Origin of the sequence: Mycolicibacterium neworleansense, from assembly GCF_001245615.1 — a bacterium.
Classification (GTDB): Bacteria; Actinomycetota; Actinomycetes; order Mycobacteriales; family Mycobacteriaceae; genus Mycobacterium; species Mycobacterium neworleansense.
The window spans coordinates 1,095,617-1,109,120 of the sequence record NZ_CWKH01000002.1 but is presented as its reverse complement, the minus strand read 5'-3'; the positions used below and the strand labels follow the sequence as shown (position 1 = coordinate 1,109,120).

The 13,504-nt window shown below is 67.1% G+C and carries 16 protein-coding genes; 7 read left to right on the top strand and 9 right to left on the bottom strand.

Features of this window, described 5'->3' with window-relative positions:
- The first annotated feature begins 16 nt into the window (after positions 1–16).
- Entirely contained in the window at positions 17–802 is a 786-nt protein-coding gene (locus BN2156_RS20910; RefSeq protein WP_090516844.1) for an MHYT domain-containing protein, read from the top strand.
- Between the two features lie 20 nt (positions 803–822).
- Here BN2156_RS20910 and BN2156_RS20905 read toward each other — a convergent pair whose 3' ends face one another.
- The 3 genes from BN2156_RS20905 to BN2156_RS20895 form a co-directional block, all read right to left on the bottom strand.
- Positions 823–1,308 (bottom strand): SRPBCC family protein, encoded by a 486-nt coding sequence (locus BN2156_RS20905; RefSeq protein WP_090516843.1) that lies wholly within the window; start codon positions 1,306–1,308, stop codon positions 823–825.
- Between the two features lie 3 nt (positions 1,309–1,311).
- Positions 1,312–1,650, bottom strand: coding sequence for an ArsR/SmtB family transcription factor (locus BN2156_RS20900; RefSeq protein ID WP_090516842.1), 339 nt, complete (start codon positions 1,648–1,650; stop codon positions 1,312–1,314).
- Positions 1,651–1,736: 86 nt separating this feature from the next.
- Positions 1,737–2,117 carry a nuclear transport factor 2 family protein gene (locus BN2156_RS20895; RefSeq protein ID WP_090516841.1) on the bottom strand — a complete coding sequence of 127 codons (381 nt, stop codon included), beginning with the start codon at positions 2,115–2,117 and terminating at the stop codon, positions 1,737–1,739.
- A gap of 98 nt (positions 2,118–2,215) precedes the next feature.
- On the opposite strand from BN2156_RS20895, the gene BN2156_RS20890 reads away from it, so the two are divergent.
- A complete protein-coding gene (locus BN2156_RS20890) occupies positions 2,216–2,848 on the top strand; it encodes a TetR/AcrR family transcriptional regulator (RefSeq protein ID WP_090516840.1) in 633 nt (210 codons plus the stop codon).
- A gap of 4 nt (positions 2,849–2,852) precedes the next feature.
- Here BN2156_RS20890 and BN2156_RS20885 read toward each other — a convergent pair whose 3' ends face one another.
- Positions 2,853–3,782 (bottom strand): carbon-nitrogen hydrolase family protein, encoded by a 930-nt coding sequence (locus tag BN2156_RS20885; protein ID WP_090516839.1) that lies wholly within the window; start codon positions 3,780–3,782, stop codon positions 2,853–2,855.
- 105 nt (positions 3,783–3,887) lie between these two features.
- Between BN2156_RS20885 and BN2156_RS20880 the strand changes: the two genes are divergently transcribed.
- Both BN2156_RS20880 and BN2156_RS20875 read left to right on the top strand, forming a co-directional pair.
- Positions 3,888–5,138, top strand: coding sequence for an NADH:flavin oxidoreductase/NADH oxidase family protein (locus BN2156_RS20880; protein ID WP_090516838.1), 1,251 nt, complete (start codon positions 3,888–3,890; stop codon positions 5,136–5,138).
- Between the two features lie 136 nt (positions 5,139–5,274).
- Positions 5,275–7,056 carry a hypothetical protein gene (locus BN2156_RS20875; RefSeq protein ID WP_090516837.1) on the top strand — a complete coding sequence of 594 codons (1,782 nt, stop codon included), beginning with the start codon at positions 5,275–5,277 and terminating at the stop codon, positions 7,054–7,056.
- Here the strand turns inward: BN2156_RS20875 and BN2156_RS20870 are convergent.
- The gene (locus tag BN2156_RS20870) at positions 7,046–7,462 is read right to left on the bottom strand and encodes a nuclear transport factor 2 family protein (RefSeq protein WP_090516836.1); all 417 of its coding nucleotides are present in this window, start codon (positions 7,460–7,462) and stop codon (positions 7,046–7,048) included. The two genes, BN2156_RS20875 and BN2156_RS20870, sit on opposite strands and share 11 nt — an antisense overlap.
- Before the next feature lie 102 nt (positions 7,463–7,564).
- Here BN2156_RS20870 and BN2156_RS20865 point away from each other — a divergent pair, with 102 nt between their 5' ends.
- Positions 7,565–8,137, top strand: coding sequence for a PadR family transcriptional regulator (locus tag BN2156_RS20865; protein WP_090516835.1), 573 nt, complete (start codon positions 7,565–7,567; stop codon positions 8,135–8,137).
- On the opposite strand, the gene BN2156_RS20860 is transcribed toward BN2156_RS20865, so the two are convergent.
- On the bottom strand, positions 8,097–9,290 hold the full coding sequence (locus BN2156_RS20860) for a serpin family protein (protein ID WP_090516834.1): 1,194 nt from the start codon (positions 9,288–9,290) through the stop codon (positions 8,097–8,099). The two genes, BN2156_RS20865 and BN2156_RS20860, sit on opposite strands and share 41 nt — an antisense overlap.
- Positions 9,291–9,387: 97 nt before the next feature.
- Here BN2156_RS20860 and BN2156_RS20855 point away from each other — a divergent pair, with 97 nt between their 5' ends.
- The gene (locus tag BN2156_RS20855; RefSeq protein ID WP_090516833.1) at positions 9,388–10,413 is read left to right on the top strand and encodes a fused (3R)-hydroxyacyl-ACP dehydratase subunits HadA/HadB; all 1,026 of its coding nucleotides are present in this window, start codon (positions 9,388–9,390) and stop codon (positions 10,411–10,413) included.
- Here the strand turns inward: BN2156_RS20855 and BN2156_RS20850 are convergent.
- The 3 genes from BN2156_RS20850 to BN2156_RS20840 all read right to left on the bottom strand — a co-directional run bounded on the left by BN2156_RS20850 (position 10,406) and on the right by BN2156_RS20840 (position 13,246).
- Entirely contained in the window at positions 10,406–11,056 is a 651-nt protein-coding gene (locus tag BN2156_RS20850) for a maleylpyruvate isomerase family mycothiol-dependent enzyme (protein ID WP_090516832.1), read from the bottom strand. The genes BN2156_RS20855 and BN2156_RS20850 overlap by 8 nt on opposite strands.
- A gap of 10 nt (positions 11,057–11,066) precedes the next feature.
- Positions 11,067–11,825, bottom strand: coding sequence for an SCO6745 family protein (locus BN2156_RS20845; RefSeq protein ID WP_090516831.1), 759 nt, complete (start codon positions 11,823–11,825; stop codon positions 11,067–11,069).
- A gap of 74 nt (positions 11,826–11,899) precedes the next feature.
- Positions 11,900–13,246: an APC family permease gene (locus tag BN2156_RS20840; RefSeq protein WP_090517529.1), complete on the bottom strand. Its 1,347-nt coding sequence runs from the start codon at positions 13,244–13,246 to the stop codon at positions 11,900–11,902.
- 89 nt (positions 13,247–13,335) lie between these two features.
- Here BN2156_RS20840 and BN2156_RS30910 point away from each other — a divergent pair, with 89 nt between their 5' ends.
- Positions 13,336–13,494, top strand: coding sequence for a hypothetical protein (locus BN2156_RS30910; RefSeq protein ID WP_090516830.1), 159 nt, complete (start codon positions 13,336–13,338; stop codon positions 13,492–13,494).
- The last annotated feature ends 10 nt before the right edge of the window (positions 13,495–13,504 follow it).

Below are 13,504 nucleotides of genomic sequence, written 5' to 3'. Positions count from 1 at the left end.
TCTCGAGGAACCCGTCATGAACCACCAAGTACATCACTTCGACATGGGCCTGTGGCTGCTGTTCCTGGCGTACATCGTCTCGGTGACCGGCTCGGTCGTCGGCCTGGCCTGCACCCGGTGCGGCGCCAGGGCAACCAATGGCCGCGATCGGCTCCGCTGGCTGCTCATGGCCGCTATCGCCATTGGCGGCGTTGGCATCTGGCTCATGCACTTCATCGCGATGCTCGGCTTCGCCATTCCGAACAGCATGGTCCGGTACCACCTCGGCTGGACGATCGCGTCGGCCGTGATCGCGATCGTCGCCGTCTTCGTCGGTCTGATCACCATCGGCCGGGAATTCGATCTGCGCCGGCTGCTGGCCGGCGGTGTGATCACCGGCCTCGCGGTCGCGGTGATGCACTACACGGGTATGTGGGCGGTGCAGATGCAGGGCACGATGACCTACGACACCACGCTCGTCGTCATCTCCTTCGTCATCGCCGTGGTGGCTGCCACGGCCGCGTTGTGGTTCACCCTGGTTCTGAAATCACGCGGACTGCGCTTCATCGCCGGCCTCGTGATGGGCGTTGCCGTCGTCGGCATGCACTACACCGGCATGGCCGCGGTGCGCGTCAGTGTCGACCACACGATGCCGGTTCCCGGTGGGCCCGAGGTGTTCTCGTTCCTGTTCCCGGTCTTCGTGATCGGCCTGCTCGCCCTCGTCGTCCCGATCACCGCCGTGATGCTGGCACCTGATCGCAATGCCGACGAGGACGCAGCCGAGTCACGCCCCGTGGCGGCGGCAGCCGGGCGCCACCGTTAAGCGCACGCCCGGGGCACAGGTCAGGCGGCCAGTAGGTCATCGATCTGGTTGATCGCCGAGGAAGCTCCCTCGACCACACCCATGTCGAGCACCTGCTGCAGCGCGTCGGCGGACTCGTAGGTGCTCATGTAGACCGCGCGGGTGCCGCCGTTGTGTTCGGCGAAGGTGTAGACGTTCTTTGACACCGGCATGTCGGGGTTCGGATTGAAGTCCTGGTCGGCGAAACCGTCGTCGAACGAGAAGCTCGTCGGCTCGTCGACGGCGGTGACATCCCAGTACCCCGCGTGCTTGTCGCCCTCCGGGCCGATCATGAAGTAGGTGACGCGGCCGCCGGGGGTGAGGCTGTGGTCGACCACCGTCGCCGGGTAGGTCGGCGGACCCCACACCTTCTCCAGCTGACGCGGATCGGCATACACCTGCCAGATTCGCTGCACCGGCGCGGCAAACTCGGCGGTGATCGTCAGCGTCAGTTTGTCGAGGTCGTGTTGGACGTCGGTCACGGGCATGGTTCAGTCCTCCAAGGGATCGGTTGCGATCAGTTCATCGATGCGTGCGATGCGGCCACGCCAAACCTGTTCCAGCTCGGTCAACATGGACGCCACCGACCGCACCGCTTGCACGTCACCACTGGCCAGCTGCTCACGACCGTTGCGCCGCTTGGTGATCAGCCCGGCCTTCTCCAGCACGGCGACGTGTTTCTGCACTGCGGCGAAGCTCATGTCGTACTTCGCCGCGAGCACCGAGACCGAGTGCTCCCCGGCCAGGACCCGGCGCATGATGTCCCGCCTCGTCCGGTCGGCGAGCGCCTGGAACAGGGCGTCCGCCCGGTCCTCGTCGCTCTCGGTCACATCCTCAATATACAACCGATTAGTTGTACGTTGTCAAGAGGTGACTTCGAGAGAACGGTGACCCGTTGTGGTGCAGCGGAATACGCCTAGCCGCCCATCGCGGCCCGCATGGCCGCTCCGTCGACATAGGACTGCTTACCGGCGACCAGCCCGTCTTCGACGGACACCACATCCACCAGATCGATCTCGACGGGCACACCGGCAGACGTCGTGCCGGTCATCTTCCACTCCGCGACCCAGTAGTCCTCCCCCACCCGCAAGGACACCGGTTCAAAGCCCAAGTCCGGGACCAGCTCGAAGACGTGGGCCGCCGATTGCCGAATCGCCTCCCGGCCGTGTGCCGGCTCCTGGCCCGTGTGCACATGGAAGACCGAGCCCACGCTGTGCATGCCGGCGATGGCGTCAGGGTCGTGCCCCACCCAGGCAGCGTGATAGCGCTCGAACAGTGCTTCTGTTGCTCGGTTCATGAATCCTCCTCGGTTGGTCCAGTTCTTGCGGGGCGCGGATCCATGCCAGTGGGTCAGCGCCCGGTCTCGGGTGAACGCGAGGTAGCGTTCGATTCGGTATGGCGGAAAAGAGTCTCAGCGAGCGGGCGCAGCGCCGTCGGATGCGCACGGCCGGCCCGATCATGGATGCCGCCGAGCGGTTGTTCGCGGCAAAGGGTTTGGTGCGGACGACCGTTGACGAGATCGCCGCCGCAGCCGACGTTTCGGTCGGAACCGTGTACTTCCACTTCGAGTCGAAAGACGGGTTGTACCTCGCGCTCGTCGAGCGCGCTCTCGACGTCAACGAGGAGTACATGGGCCGGATCGATCGCGACCGGGGACCCTTCGACCGCGTGCTGCAATCCGGCGATTGCTACCTGCGCTTCTTCCTCGACCATCCGGACAAGTTCAGGCTCGTGGTCCTGCGTGTGCTCGAACCGTCCAGCGGAGGCACGCTCGAGGACGCCGAGCTGCGGATCGCGGCGCGGGTGCGGCGGATCGTCGGCAATGTCGAAGCCGACCTCGTCGAGGCGCGCGCCGCCGGGCTGATCCGCGATGTCGACGTACCCACCACGATGCAGTTTCTGTGGGGAGCCTGGAACGGTGTGATCGCCCTGGCTTTGCGCCAGGACGACCTCGCCCTCAGCTTCGCCGAGCTCGAGCATTGCCTCGAGCTGGGGCGCGGACTGGTGCGCGACGCGCTGCAGGCATGAGGGCTCACCCCCGCGCACTCGCCACGTGACGCCGATACCAACGCTTGCCGTGCAGGCGCTGATAGTGCCAGGTGGCGGTCGCCAAGGCGCCGCGTGAATGGAGCCAGTACCGGTCAGGTGGCTCGAGCGCCGGTGGCCGACGCCCGATCTCGATCTCGGCGAGGACAACACCTTCGCCCTCGTCAGCTCGGCGTTCGGCGACCACCGTGCCCTGTGCGTCGGCGATGAGGGTGGATCCTTCGAACCGGCCCTCATAGGGGACTGGCAACCACGGCATCGGGCAGGTCAGCGTGCCGGCGTGGGCGGCATGAAGGACCGGTGCCCCGACGTACTTCGCGAACGACGCGGCGGCAGCCCGGGCCGTGGCGGAATTGTTGCGCTCCCACCGCTCGAACAACATCCGGGGAGGCCACGCCGGAATCGACCACCACCCCGAGCCGGTCATCGCCAGATCGATGCGCGACCGCAGCCGACGCGCCGTGCCGGTGCGCATCAGTTCCCAGCACACTGCGGCCCCGATCTGGTAATCCCCGTTGGACAACACCCCGTCGTCGTTGCCGCCGACGTAGAAGGCGTTCTCCCACATCGTCGGCTGGTCCTTGTCATGCCGACCGATGACGCCTTCGGGGTTGGCGGCGATATAGGCGTTGCGGACGTTCCCGTCGGGGTCGCGGCACAGAAACGATCCACCGACGAGCGCCTGGTGCCGGCGGGCGAGCCGGCAGAGCAAAGCGGTGGCTTCTCCATCCGGCGGCAGGGCAGCGTCTTTGAGTTCTTCGACGAAACCGATACCGGTCGAGAAGAACTCGGGCAGGGCGATGACCTTGGCCCCGGCGGTGCCGGCCTCATCTGCCAGCCGTTCGGCCGCGCAGAGGTTGGCGTCGACCGCGCCGACGACCGCCTCGAGTTGTACTGCCGCCGCGAGGACCCGCATGACGCATGACAATAACTGAACGGCACTTCAAAAACTGAGGAATCGTGCAATACTCTGCCCCATGATCGGCGGCCTGCCCCGGCTTCTCGACAGAGCGCTCGCCCGATGAGCCACATCGGTCAGCCCCTGACGCTGGCCTGCGGGCAGACCCTGCCGAACCGGCTGATGAAAGCCGGGCTCAGTGAGCAACTGAGCGATCGCGACCACGCACCCACCGTGCACCTGGAGCACCTCTACGAACGGTGGGGGCGTAGCGGCTGCGGCCTGACCATCACCGGGAACGTGACAGTGGACCGGCTCCACATGGCCGAACCGCGCAATGTTGCCATTGAGGACGACCGCGACCGCGAGCGGTTGTCCCGCTGGGCAACTGCCGCCAAGCGGGGCGGCACATCGATCTGGCTGCAGCTCAATCACCCTGGGCGCCAAGCCAACCCGCTTGCCGGGCGCACGCGCCCGGTGGCACCGAGCGCAGTCGCACTCGCCGTTCCGGGTGCGCCACGGCCGCGCGCGTTGACCGGTCGCGAGATCGAGGCGACCGTGCTGCGTTTCGCGACGGCGGCGGCCGTCGCCAAAGAATGCGGCTTCGACGGCGTCCAGTTGCATGGCGCGCACGGCTACCTGATCTCGCAGTTCCTCTCCCCGCTGGCCAATAAGCGTGACGACGACTGGGGTGGCGATCTTCAACGCCGCATGCGGTTCCCGGTGGAAGTGTTGCGCGCGGTGCGCGCGGCGGTCGGTGACCGATTCGCCGTCGGAATCAAGCTCAACTCGGCCGACTTCCAGCGCGGCGGCTTCACCGAGGACGAGTCCGAGAAAGTCGTCGCATGCCTCGCCGGTGAGCAGATCGACCTGATCGAGATCAGCGGCGGCACATTCGAGCAGCCGGCGATGATGGGATCGATCGCACGGCAAAGCACCCGCGAACGGGAGGCCTACTTTCTCACGTACGCAGAACGGGTTCGCGAGCACGCCAAAGAGGTGCCGCTCGCCGTCACGGGCGGCTTCCGTTCCCGCTCCGCCATGGAACAGGCACTCGCCGAAGGCGCCTGCGACATAGTCGGTATCGGTCGTCCGCTGTGCATCGACCCAAAGGCCGCACGCCGCCTTCTCGACAACACCGGGCACTACGCCGCGTCCGGGACCCCGCGGATCGGGGCCCGTTCACTACTGGGCCGCTTCGTCGACCTGCACGCCGCTGACGCATTTCTCGATGTCCAATGGCACACCGACCAGATCCACCGGATCGCCAAGGGACTCGAACCCGATCCGGGCCTGCCGTGGTGGCGCAGCACCATCACGGCGGTGCGCCGCAACGGCCTGGCTGCGATCCGACGCCCGCGACGAAGGGGCTGAATCCACCGATCCGGCAAAAGCCATGAATGACATCGGTCGATGTCATATATTGGGCCGGCGTGTGTTCGCGGCGGCTGGCATTCCCGTCACCGGCAGATCCGGACACCAGCGCGGAATGTCAAGGGGGACATCAACAATGGTGAACGGTTCGCGCTGCCCGGACAACGTCAGACGCACACCACTGCGGTACGGCCTCGCGGTCGTCGCCATGGGCATCGGCATCGCCGGCGCGAGCGCGCACCCCGTGGCATGGGCGGACCCCGGCAGCTCAGATTCGTCGAGCTCGTCGAGCTCATCGGCCTCCTCGGCGCCTTCGAAAGCGGGAACCGGCCACGGCCCCAAGAAGCCGGCCGACCGTGCCGGCATCCGGCCGGGCCGGCCGTCGTCGTCGGCGGCGAAGACTCCCGTCGGATCCCCTGCCGCAGCACCGGATTCAGCGACACAGCTACGCGAGACGATCAGCGACATCGTTGGCGGCAAACTCAGCACCACCAAGCCGGACAGTCCGGTCCGGGCCGACGGCACGCGACTGGCCAAGTCCGATTTGTCACCCCGCTCGGCGGCGAAGCGCCTCGCGGTGGTCGCACCGTCCGCGCTGCCCGACGTGCCGACCACGCGGGCACCCGCGCCGGCATCGACGCCGACTGAGGTGTCCAAGGTTGCGCTGCCGGACATCACCGCGGTCATCCCGGCCGCTCCCCCGGCCGCCGTGAACACGGTGCCCCTGACGGCGAAGGTCGCCGCGGTCACCACCACGACCAAGACGACTCCGAAACCTCCGGAGCCGTTGTCGCCTATCGCCAAGATCGCCGCGCTGCCCGGGCGCATCGTCAACACGGTGCTGCAGGTGCTGGACATCACCGTCTCCGCCAACGGCCCGACCAGCCCGATCGATTTCGCCCCGATCAACGACGCCGTGTTCGCGGCGTTCCGGGAGATCGAAGGCAAGCTCGGGCTGACCAAAACGCCTGACGTGCAACCGGTGCCGCCGACGATGACGTACAACGGCCCCACCACCGGCAAGACCCCGACGGTGTCGCAGTTCCTCAACGCCGCCACCGCTGCGTACGTGTACGGCGGCGCCCCAGGCGATCTGAAACCGTTCGTGGTCGACGGCAAGCAGATGGAGTCCACCAACGTGCTGTCGGGAATGTCCGCCAAGGCGTGGGTGACTCCAGAGGGCCAGATCATCATCGCCTACCAGGGCACGACGGGCGGGACGAACCTGCTGCACAATCCGCTGATCGTGGTGTCCCAGATCATCGCCGATACGCAGGTGATCTTCACCGACACCACACCGCAGGCCTTCCACGATTCGGTGGCCTTCGAGCAGCAGGTCGAGGCCGCGGCGATCGAGCAGGGCTACACCAAGGAAGACATCTTCGTCACCGGCCACTCACTCGGCGGCTGGGAAGCCGCATACGTCGCGCAACAAACGGGCGTGGGGGGCATCGGATTCGAGAGCCCCGGTCTCAACACCACGGTGCCGGGCAACGGCGCCGATTCCGGATTCGTCAACGTCCTGACCTACGGCGACACCGCTGCCTACTTCTCCACCGACCTGCCCGGGCTCCAGCCGTTCATGCCCGAGTACGTGCCCGGCGGCGGCAGCAAGCCGCACTACGGCGCGATCGTGATGATCGGCAATCCCGACGCTGCCATCCCGCTGATGAACTCGGCGGCGCTGTTGAACACCGGACCGGTCGGCGCCGCCATCTTCGTCGCCGACATCCTGGTCAACTTCCTCCAGTACCACCTGCCCGGCATCCAGGCATACCACCTGGGCGTCGACCCGGACCCCGGCGTGGTGCCGTGGCTGGGGAACGCGTCGGGACCGGTCAACGCCGACTACGCCGACATGACGATTCCGGAATTGCAGAAGGCGGCGTCGGATGCGGGAACGCTGATCAGGCCCTAGCGGCGAGCCGCTGAATCTGTTCTGCGGCTTCCTGTTTGATCTGCTCGAACTGCGCGGCCATGGCCTCGGCCAGGGCGGTCGCGCCTGACAGTGGGCGGACCATCACCATGAAGTCGTCGATCTTGCCGTCGTCATCGTGATGGAGGAAGTCACAACCGGTGATCTTCTTGCCGTCGACCGTGGCCTCGAAGACCAGCGCATGATCGCGTCCCGAAGCGTCGGCAATCTCGCGGATGTACCGGAAGTCCTCGAAGACCCGCATCACCCCGCGCAGGATCGCCGCGGTGATCGGCTTGCCCGGATACGGCTTGAACGCCACCGGGCTGGTGAACACGACGTTGTCGGCCAACAGTGCTTCGATCGCGGCCTCGTCACGGGCCTCCACTGCCTCCCGGAACGGATGCATGCGGCACCTCCTACCTGATTCATCGACTTGCGGCGATGCTAGGCCCGACCGGTTTCCATAGTCAACATTTTGATTATTCACTTCGCTGCTAGCATCTGCCTCATGGCGCTACGCGACGCAGTTCTGGCCGCGCTCCTCGACGGCGAAGCTTCGGGCTATGACCTGGCGAAAGGCTTCGACGCGTCGGTCGCCAACTTCTGGATGGCCACGCCTCAGCAGCTCTACCGCGAACTGGATCGCATGGCGGCCGAAGGACTGATCGCCGCCCGCCTCGTCGAGCAGGACCGGCGGCCCAACAAGCGCCTGTACTCGCTGACCGACCAAGGCCGCCGAGCCCTGCTCGAGTTCACCGAGATGCCCCCGAAACCCGGGGCGATCCGCGAAGACCTCCTCGTCCAGGTTCAAGCCGTCGACACCGGCAACATCGAAGCGGTCCGCGATGCGCTCATCGAACGCCGGCACTGGGCCACCGCCAAACTCGCCCGCTACCGCCGTGTTCAGGACCACCTGCTCGCCGGACGAACCGAGGACGCCTATCTGGCCGGGGCCGAGCGCATCGGCCCGTATCTCACACTGCTGCGCGGGATCCGGTTCGAGGAAGAGAACGTCGACTGGGCCGACCGGGCACTGGCCGTCATCCAACGGCGGTTGGCCGCGTCTCCTGCGGCTCGGTGACCCAGGCGCTGAACACCGGCACCCCGCGCCACGGCTGCGGTCCGTCATAGCGGTCCGCGCAGGCCAAGACCGCGAACGGGCGGTTGAACCACAGGTCGATCCGGCGGACCAACACCTCATGGAACTGCGGCAGGCAACCGGCCACCATCCCGATCGCGGTGACCGCCGCGGCCTTGAAACCCTCTCTCGTATAAGAAGCGACGGCCGCCTGCCTGGCGCTGAACTCCACCGGCAGATCCTCCGGCCTGGCGAAACCACGCAGCGTGTCGAACACCGGAGCCATCCCGGGCGCATTCTCGAGGTTGTGGTCGCTGATCGCCGACCAGGCCGGCAGACGGGTCCGCCACTCCGCCTGCACGCCCGGCCCGCCGACCCTGCGCTCGCGCCGCTCGGTCACCGTCCACGCATGCCCGGCAGCCAGCTCCTCTACCGGGACGCGGCGCGCCGCGCGCTCGTCACCGCGCAGCATCGCCGCCACCTGATGCGCGGCGGTGTCCACATCGCGGGGCGGCACCTCGGGGGCTGCGATCACGCTGAGGACGTCGAGCGCCGATGACGAGGGCGGCGCCGCCACCGCGACCATTCCGGCCGCATCGGTGTCGGCGACCAACTGGATCCCGTCGTCGAACATCAGCGCGGTGCCGATCCGTTTACCGAACGCCCCACCGAGTTCTGCCGTCGTGGCCAGCGGTTCGGCCCAGCTGATGTCGGTGGCCAGCGCGGAGGCGAGTACCAGCCTGGTCAATTCACTGAGCTGGAGCGGGAATCGGTTGATCAACCCGTTCGTGTGGGACTGCGCCCAGGCATCGGCGTCTGCCTGATCCGGCACCGGGCCCCGCTCCACGACCGCAGGCAGCGTCCGCGCCCAGTCGTCGAACGCCGGCCCCAGTGCGCGGTCCCATACCGCTGAGAGCGCCGACACCGCCGGGTGCGGTTCGCTCAGCAGGGCGGCCGCCCGCGCGGCGGCGTCCTCAACCGTCGTGCCGAGCACCCTCTCGAGGTCACGTCTGGACTCGCCCGAGGCGGCCGGGCCTGCCAACGCCAGCAACAGCCACAGGCCCAGCGGCGAGGCCACCGCGTGCTCACCGAGTAAGGACTCGTTGAACCGGGCCGCGTAGGCAGACACCAGCTCGGGGGTACTCACGCCGGCCATGGCCGCACCCTACCGAGGTAGATGGTCGTGGTGGGCAGACGTTAGTGTGCTTTCGTCGGCTTCAGCGAACAAGTCGATAGAAAAGTTGAGCAAATCCATGACCGCAGCACCAGAAGCATCGGCGCTCGAAGCCCGGGTCGGCCACTACTACGAGGCGGACGGCCTCTATTTGGTCGGCCGCGAAAAGGTACGCGAGTACGCCCGTGCCGTGCAGGACTACCACCCCGCACACTGGGACGTCGACGCCGCCGCGAAGCTGGGCTACTCAGGCCTGGTCGCGCCGCTGACCTTCACCTCGACCCCGGCCATGGCCTGCAACCGGCGCATGTTCGAGTCGATCGTCGTCGGTTATGACACCTACCTGCAGACCGAAGAGGTCTTCGAGCAGCATCGCCCGATCGTGGCCGGAGACGAACTGCATGTCGACGTCGAACTGACCTCGGTGCGCAGGATCGCCGGTCGGGACATGATCACCGTCACCAACACGTTCACCGACCGGGCCGGCGAGCGGGTGCACACCCTGCACACCACCGTCGTCGGTGTCACCGCCGAGGACCTCAATCCGGAGATCAAGACCGCTGTGCAGCGAGCGATGATGCACGACGTCGACATCTTCGGGGTCGGCGACGACGAGTACCAGAAGACGGTGCGCCCCGAAGGTGAGATCCGGATCGCCGATGGCGGCACCACCCGCACGCCGGGCACGCCGTCCTTCGAGGACGTCAAGGTCGGCGACGAGATCGGGGTGCACCACACCCGGTTGTCCCGCGGCGACCTGGTGAACTATGCCGGTGTGGCCGGCGACGCCAACCCGATCCACTGGGACGAGGACATCGCCAAGCTGGCCGGGCTGCCCGACGTGATCGCCCACGGAATGCTCACCATGGGGCTGGGGGCCGGATTCGTCTCCACCTGGACCGGCGACCCGGGTGCGGTCACCCGCTACGCGGTGCGGCTGTCGCAGCCCGCGATCGTGTCGGCCAAGGAGGGCGCCGACATCGAGTTCAGCGGCAAGATCAAGTCGCTGGACCCGGAGACCCGCTCCGGCGTGATCATCGTCGCGGCCAAGTCCGACGGCAAGAAGATCTTCGGCCTGGCGACGATGAACGTCCGGTTCAACTAGGAAGCCGCGATCGCAGAACCGTCAGCCCGGCGCCTGACAAGCGGTCGAACGCGACGGTGCGGCCGCACACGGCCAGCATCACCGCCACCCCTGGCCCGGTGATGACCTGGCCCTCACCCCAGGTTCGCCCGGTGTCCTCGTCGTGCAACGCGATACCGCGCAGACGTCGGTGCGGAAAGAACCCGAGCTGCGTTCGGCCGGTGAGGAAATCGAGCACCCGCGCGACGTGTTGCGGATCCGGTCGGTGCGCAAGCCCCAACGGGATCCGGATGTCCGCGCCATGTACCAACACATCGGTCAGGCCCGACAACGGACCGGTGACCGGCGGGCTCAGTCTGGAGTCGGCGCGGCTGCGCAGCGTCTCGGCGATCTCGGCCGCCGGGAGTCGCGCCCGGCTTCGGGCCAGCGCATCAATCCCGCGGTCGATGCTGCCGTGGCGGATGCCGCTGGCCAAGAAGCCCCAGAAGCCGTCGGTGAAATCGCTGACCAGATGAGCCGCAACGGTTTTGACGTCCCAGCCGGCACACAGGCTCGGTGTGGCCAGCTGATCGGCATCGAGCCCACCGATCAAGGCCCCGATCGACCGTCGCTCATCGGCCACCGCCGCGAACACCCGCTCGCGCTCCTCCGAACTCAACCGCACGGCGGTCCCCTCAGCCCGGAACGTTCGCTTTCATCGAAGCCAGCACGTCAGTACTGAGCCGGGCGAGTTCCCCGGCCTCGGCCGGATCGAGGGCAGCCGTGAAGATCTCGGCCATCCGCCGGTTCGTCGCCTGCTCGATCTCACCGTAGCGGTCCTTCTTGTCCGCACCGTCCGCGAACGGTTCGGGCCAGCCGAACATCGTGGTGTACTGGCGTCCCTTGTTCAGCATGTGTGCCTCGACCGGTGCGATACCCGAGATCGTGAGCGCATTGAAGTGCACACCGGCACGCAGCTCGCGCAAGACGAACATCACCTGCAGCGCCCGGGCGGGTGCATCGTCGGCCAGCGGCATCGCGCGCCAGCCGGCGAACAACGGCAACCCCGCAATAGGTGTGGCGGCGATGAGCTTCTCCCCCAACGCGGCGATGCGGTCCAACCCCTGGGCCCCGGACAGGTACTTGCGGCCGAACTCCGCGGCCTGCGCCCAATACTGTTGTGCCGCACCGGCGGCGCCGCGCACCGCGACACCTTCATCCCACATCGCGGCGAGTCCCTTGGGCTCGAACACCGCGAAGACCGCGCTGACGGTGGCCCCGGTGGCCTCACCGAGCACGCCGCCGCGGCCGGCCACATAGTGCGCCAATGGGTTCGCGTAACCGGCAGCGGTGCTGGCGCCGAATGTCTCCGGATGCAGCATGAAGATCGCGACGGCCTGCTCCATTGCGTCGCCCGTGGCCGCCGCGGCGCCCAGCATCTCGGTGTTGCTCATGGTTCCTCCTGGGTGGCGGTGACGACCGCTTGCAGCGGCGGCTCACTTCAGTGCCCAGCGTATCCAGCGACTTCTCACGGCTTCGGGCGGTCTGCCCGTCGCGTCGCCGCCCGGGCCAGGACGTACAGCACCACACCGACGGCCAACAGGATGGCCCCGAACAGCCACACCGTCGCAGTCTGCTGGGTCAGCAGCATCACGCAGGACGCCACGCCGAGTACCGGCACCGGCGTCCATACCCGGAAATGCTTGCGCTCCAAATGTTCTCGCCGCAACACCAGCACTGCGACATTCGTGGAGATGAACACGAACAACAACAGCAGAACCACTGTCTCAGCCAGCGTGGACAGGTCACCGACCAGGGTCAAGACCATCGCGACGGCCGTGGTCGCGACGATCGCCACCCACGGTGTGCGACGCCGCGGCAACACCCGCGCGAGTACACCCGGCAGCAATCGGTGTTCGGCCATCCCGAACGCCAGCCGGCTCGACATGATCATGGTCAGCAGCGCTCCGTTGGCGACGGCGACCAGGGCTATCGCACTGAAGACCCACTCGGGTACGGCCAGGCCGGACACCGACACCACTTCGAGCAGCGGGCCAGAGGACCGGCTCAGTTCTTCGGGTGGCAGGGAAACGGAGCTGGCGATGCCGACCAGCACGTAGACGATGCCGGCCGTGACGAGCGCACCGAACAACGCCGCGGGGTAGACCTTGGCCGGGCGGCGGATCTCCTCGGCGACGTTCGCGGAGGTCTCGAATCCCACGAACGAGTAATAGGCGATGATCGCGCCGGCCAGGATTGCCAGTGCCGGAACCGATTCGGCAGGAAACTGACCCACGCGGCTGACATCGCCGCCGCCACGGCCGATCAGCATGGCACCCGCGGCGATGACGATGACGAGACCGCTCAGCTCGATGACTGTCATGACGACATTGCTCTTCACCGATTCGCTGATACCCCGGGCATTCAGGGCGGCGACCAGCGCGAGAAAGCCGATGGCTGCGGGCACCATGGGGACGTCGATGAAGGTGGCGAGGTAGTCACCTGCAAAAGCCAGGGCCAACCCCGCCGCGCTGGTCACTCCTGCCGCCAGCATCGCGAACCCGACCAGGAACGACACCAGCGGTTTGCCGAACGCCCGCTCGGCGAACACCGCCGCACCGCCGGCCTTGGGATATTTGGTGACCAGTTCGGCATAGGAACCCGCGGTCAGCAGCGCGAGCACCAATGCCACCAGCAACGGGGCCCACAGCACCCCGCCGACCTTCGCTGCCAGCACACCCATCAGCGCATAGACGCCGGCCCCGAGAACATCGCCGAGGATGAACAAGTACAGCAGCGGCCCGGTGATCTTGCGGTTGAGCTTTCCGCCGGCTTCCTCGTCGTGCTGCCCGCCCACCATGGCCTGCGCCGTCATGCCGTGCGGCATACCCCGTGGGGGTTGCAGCGCAAACTCACGCCCCGTTTCGGGGAATGAAATCCGCTCACTCGGGGCATCCCGTTCCCATGAACGACCACAACACCGGCTCGGAGCAGCCCGCACAGGGCAACAAGGAGAATGACCCTCCGCCGGGTCCCACCGATCACGGCCGCGAAGGCGGAATGGCTACCCGAGAGGTCGCCCCGGACGTGGTGGAGAAGCACACCGGGGAGTCCCCCGACTGAACCGCACCCG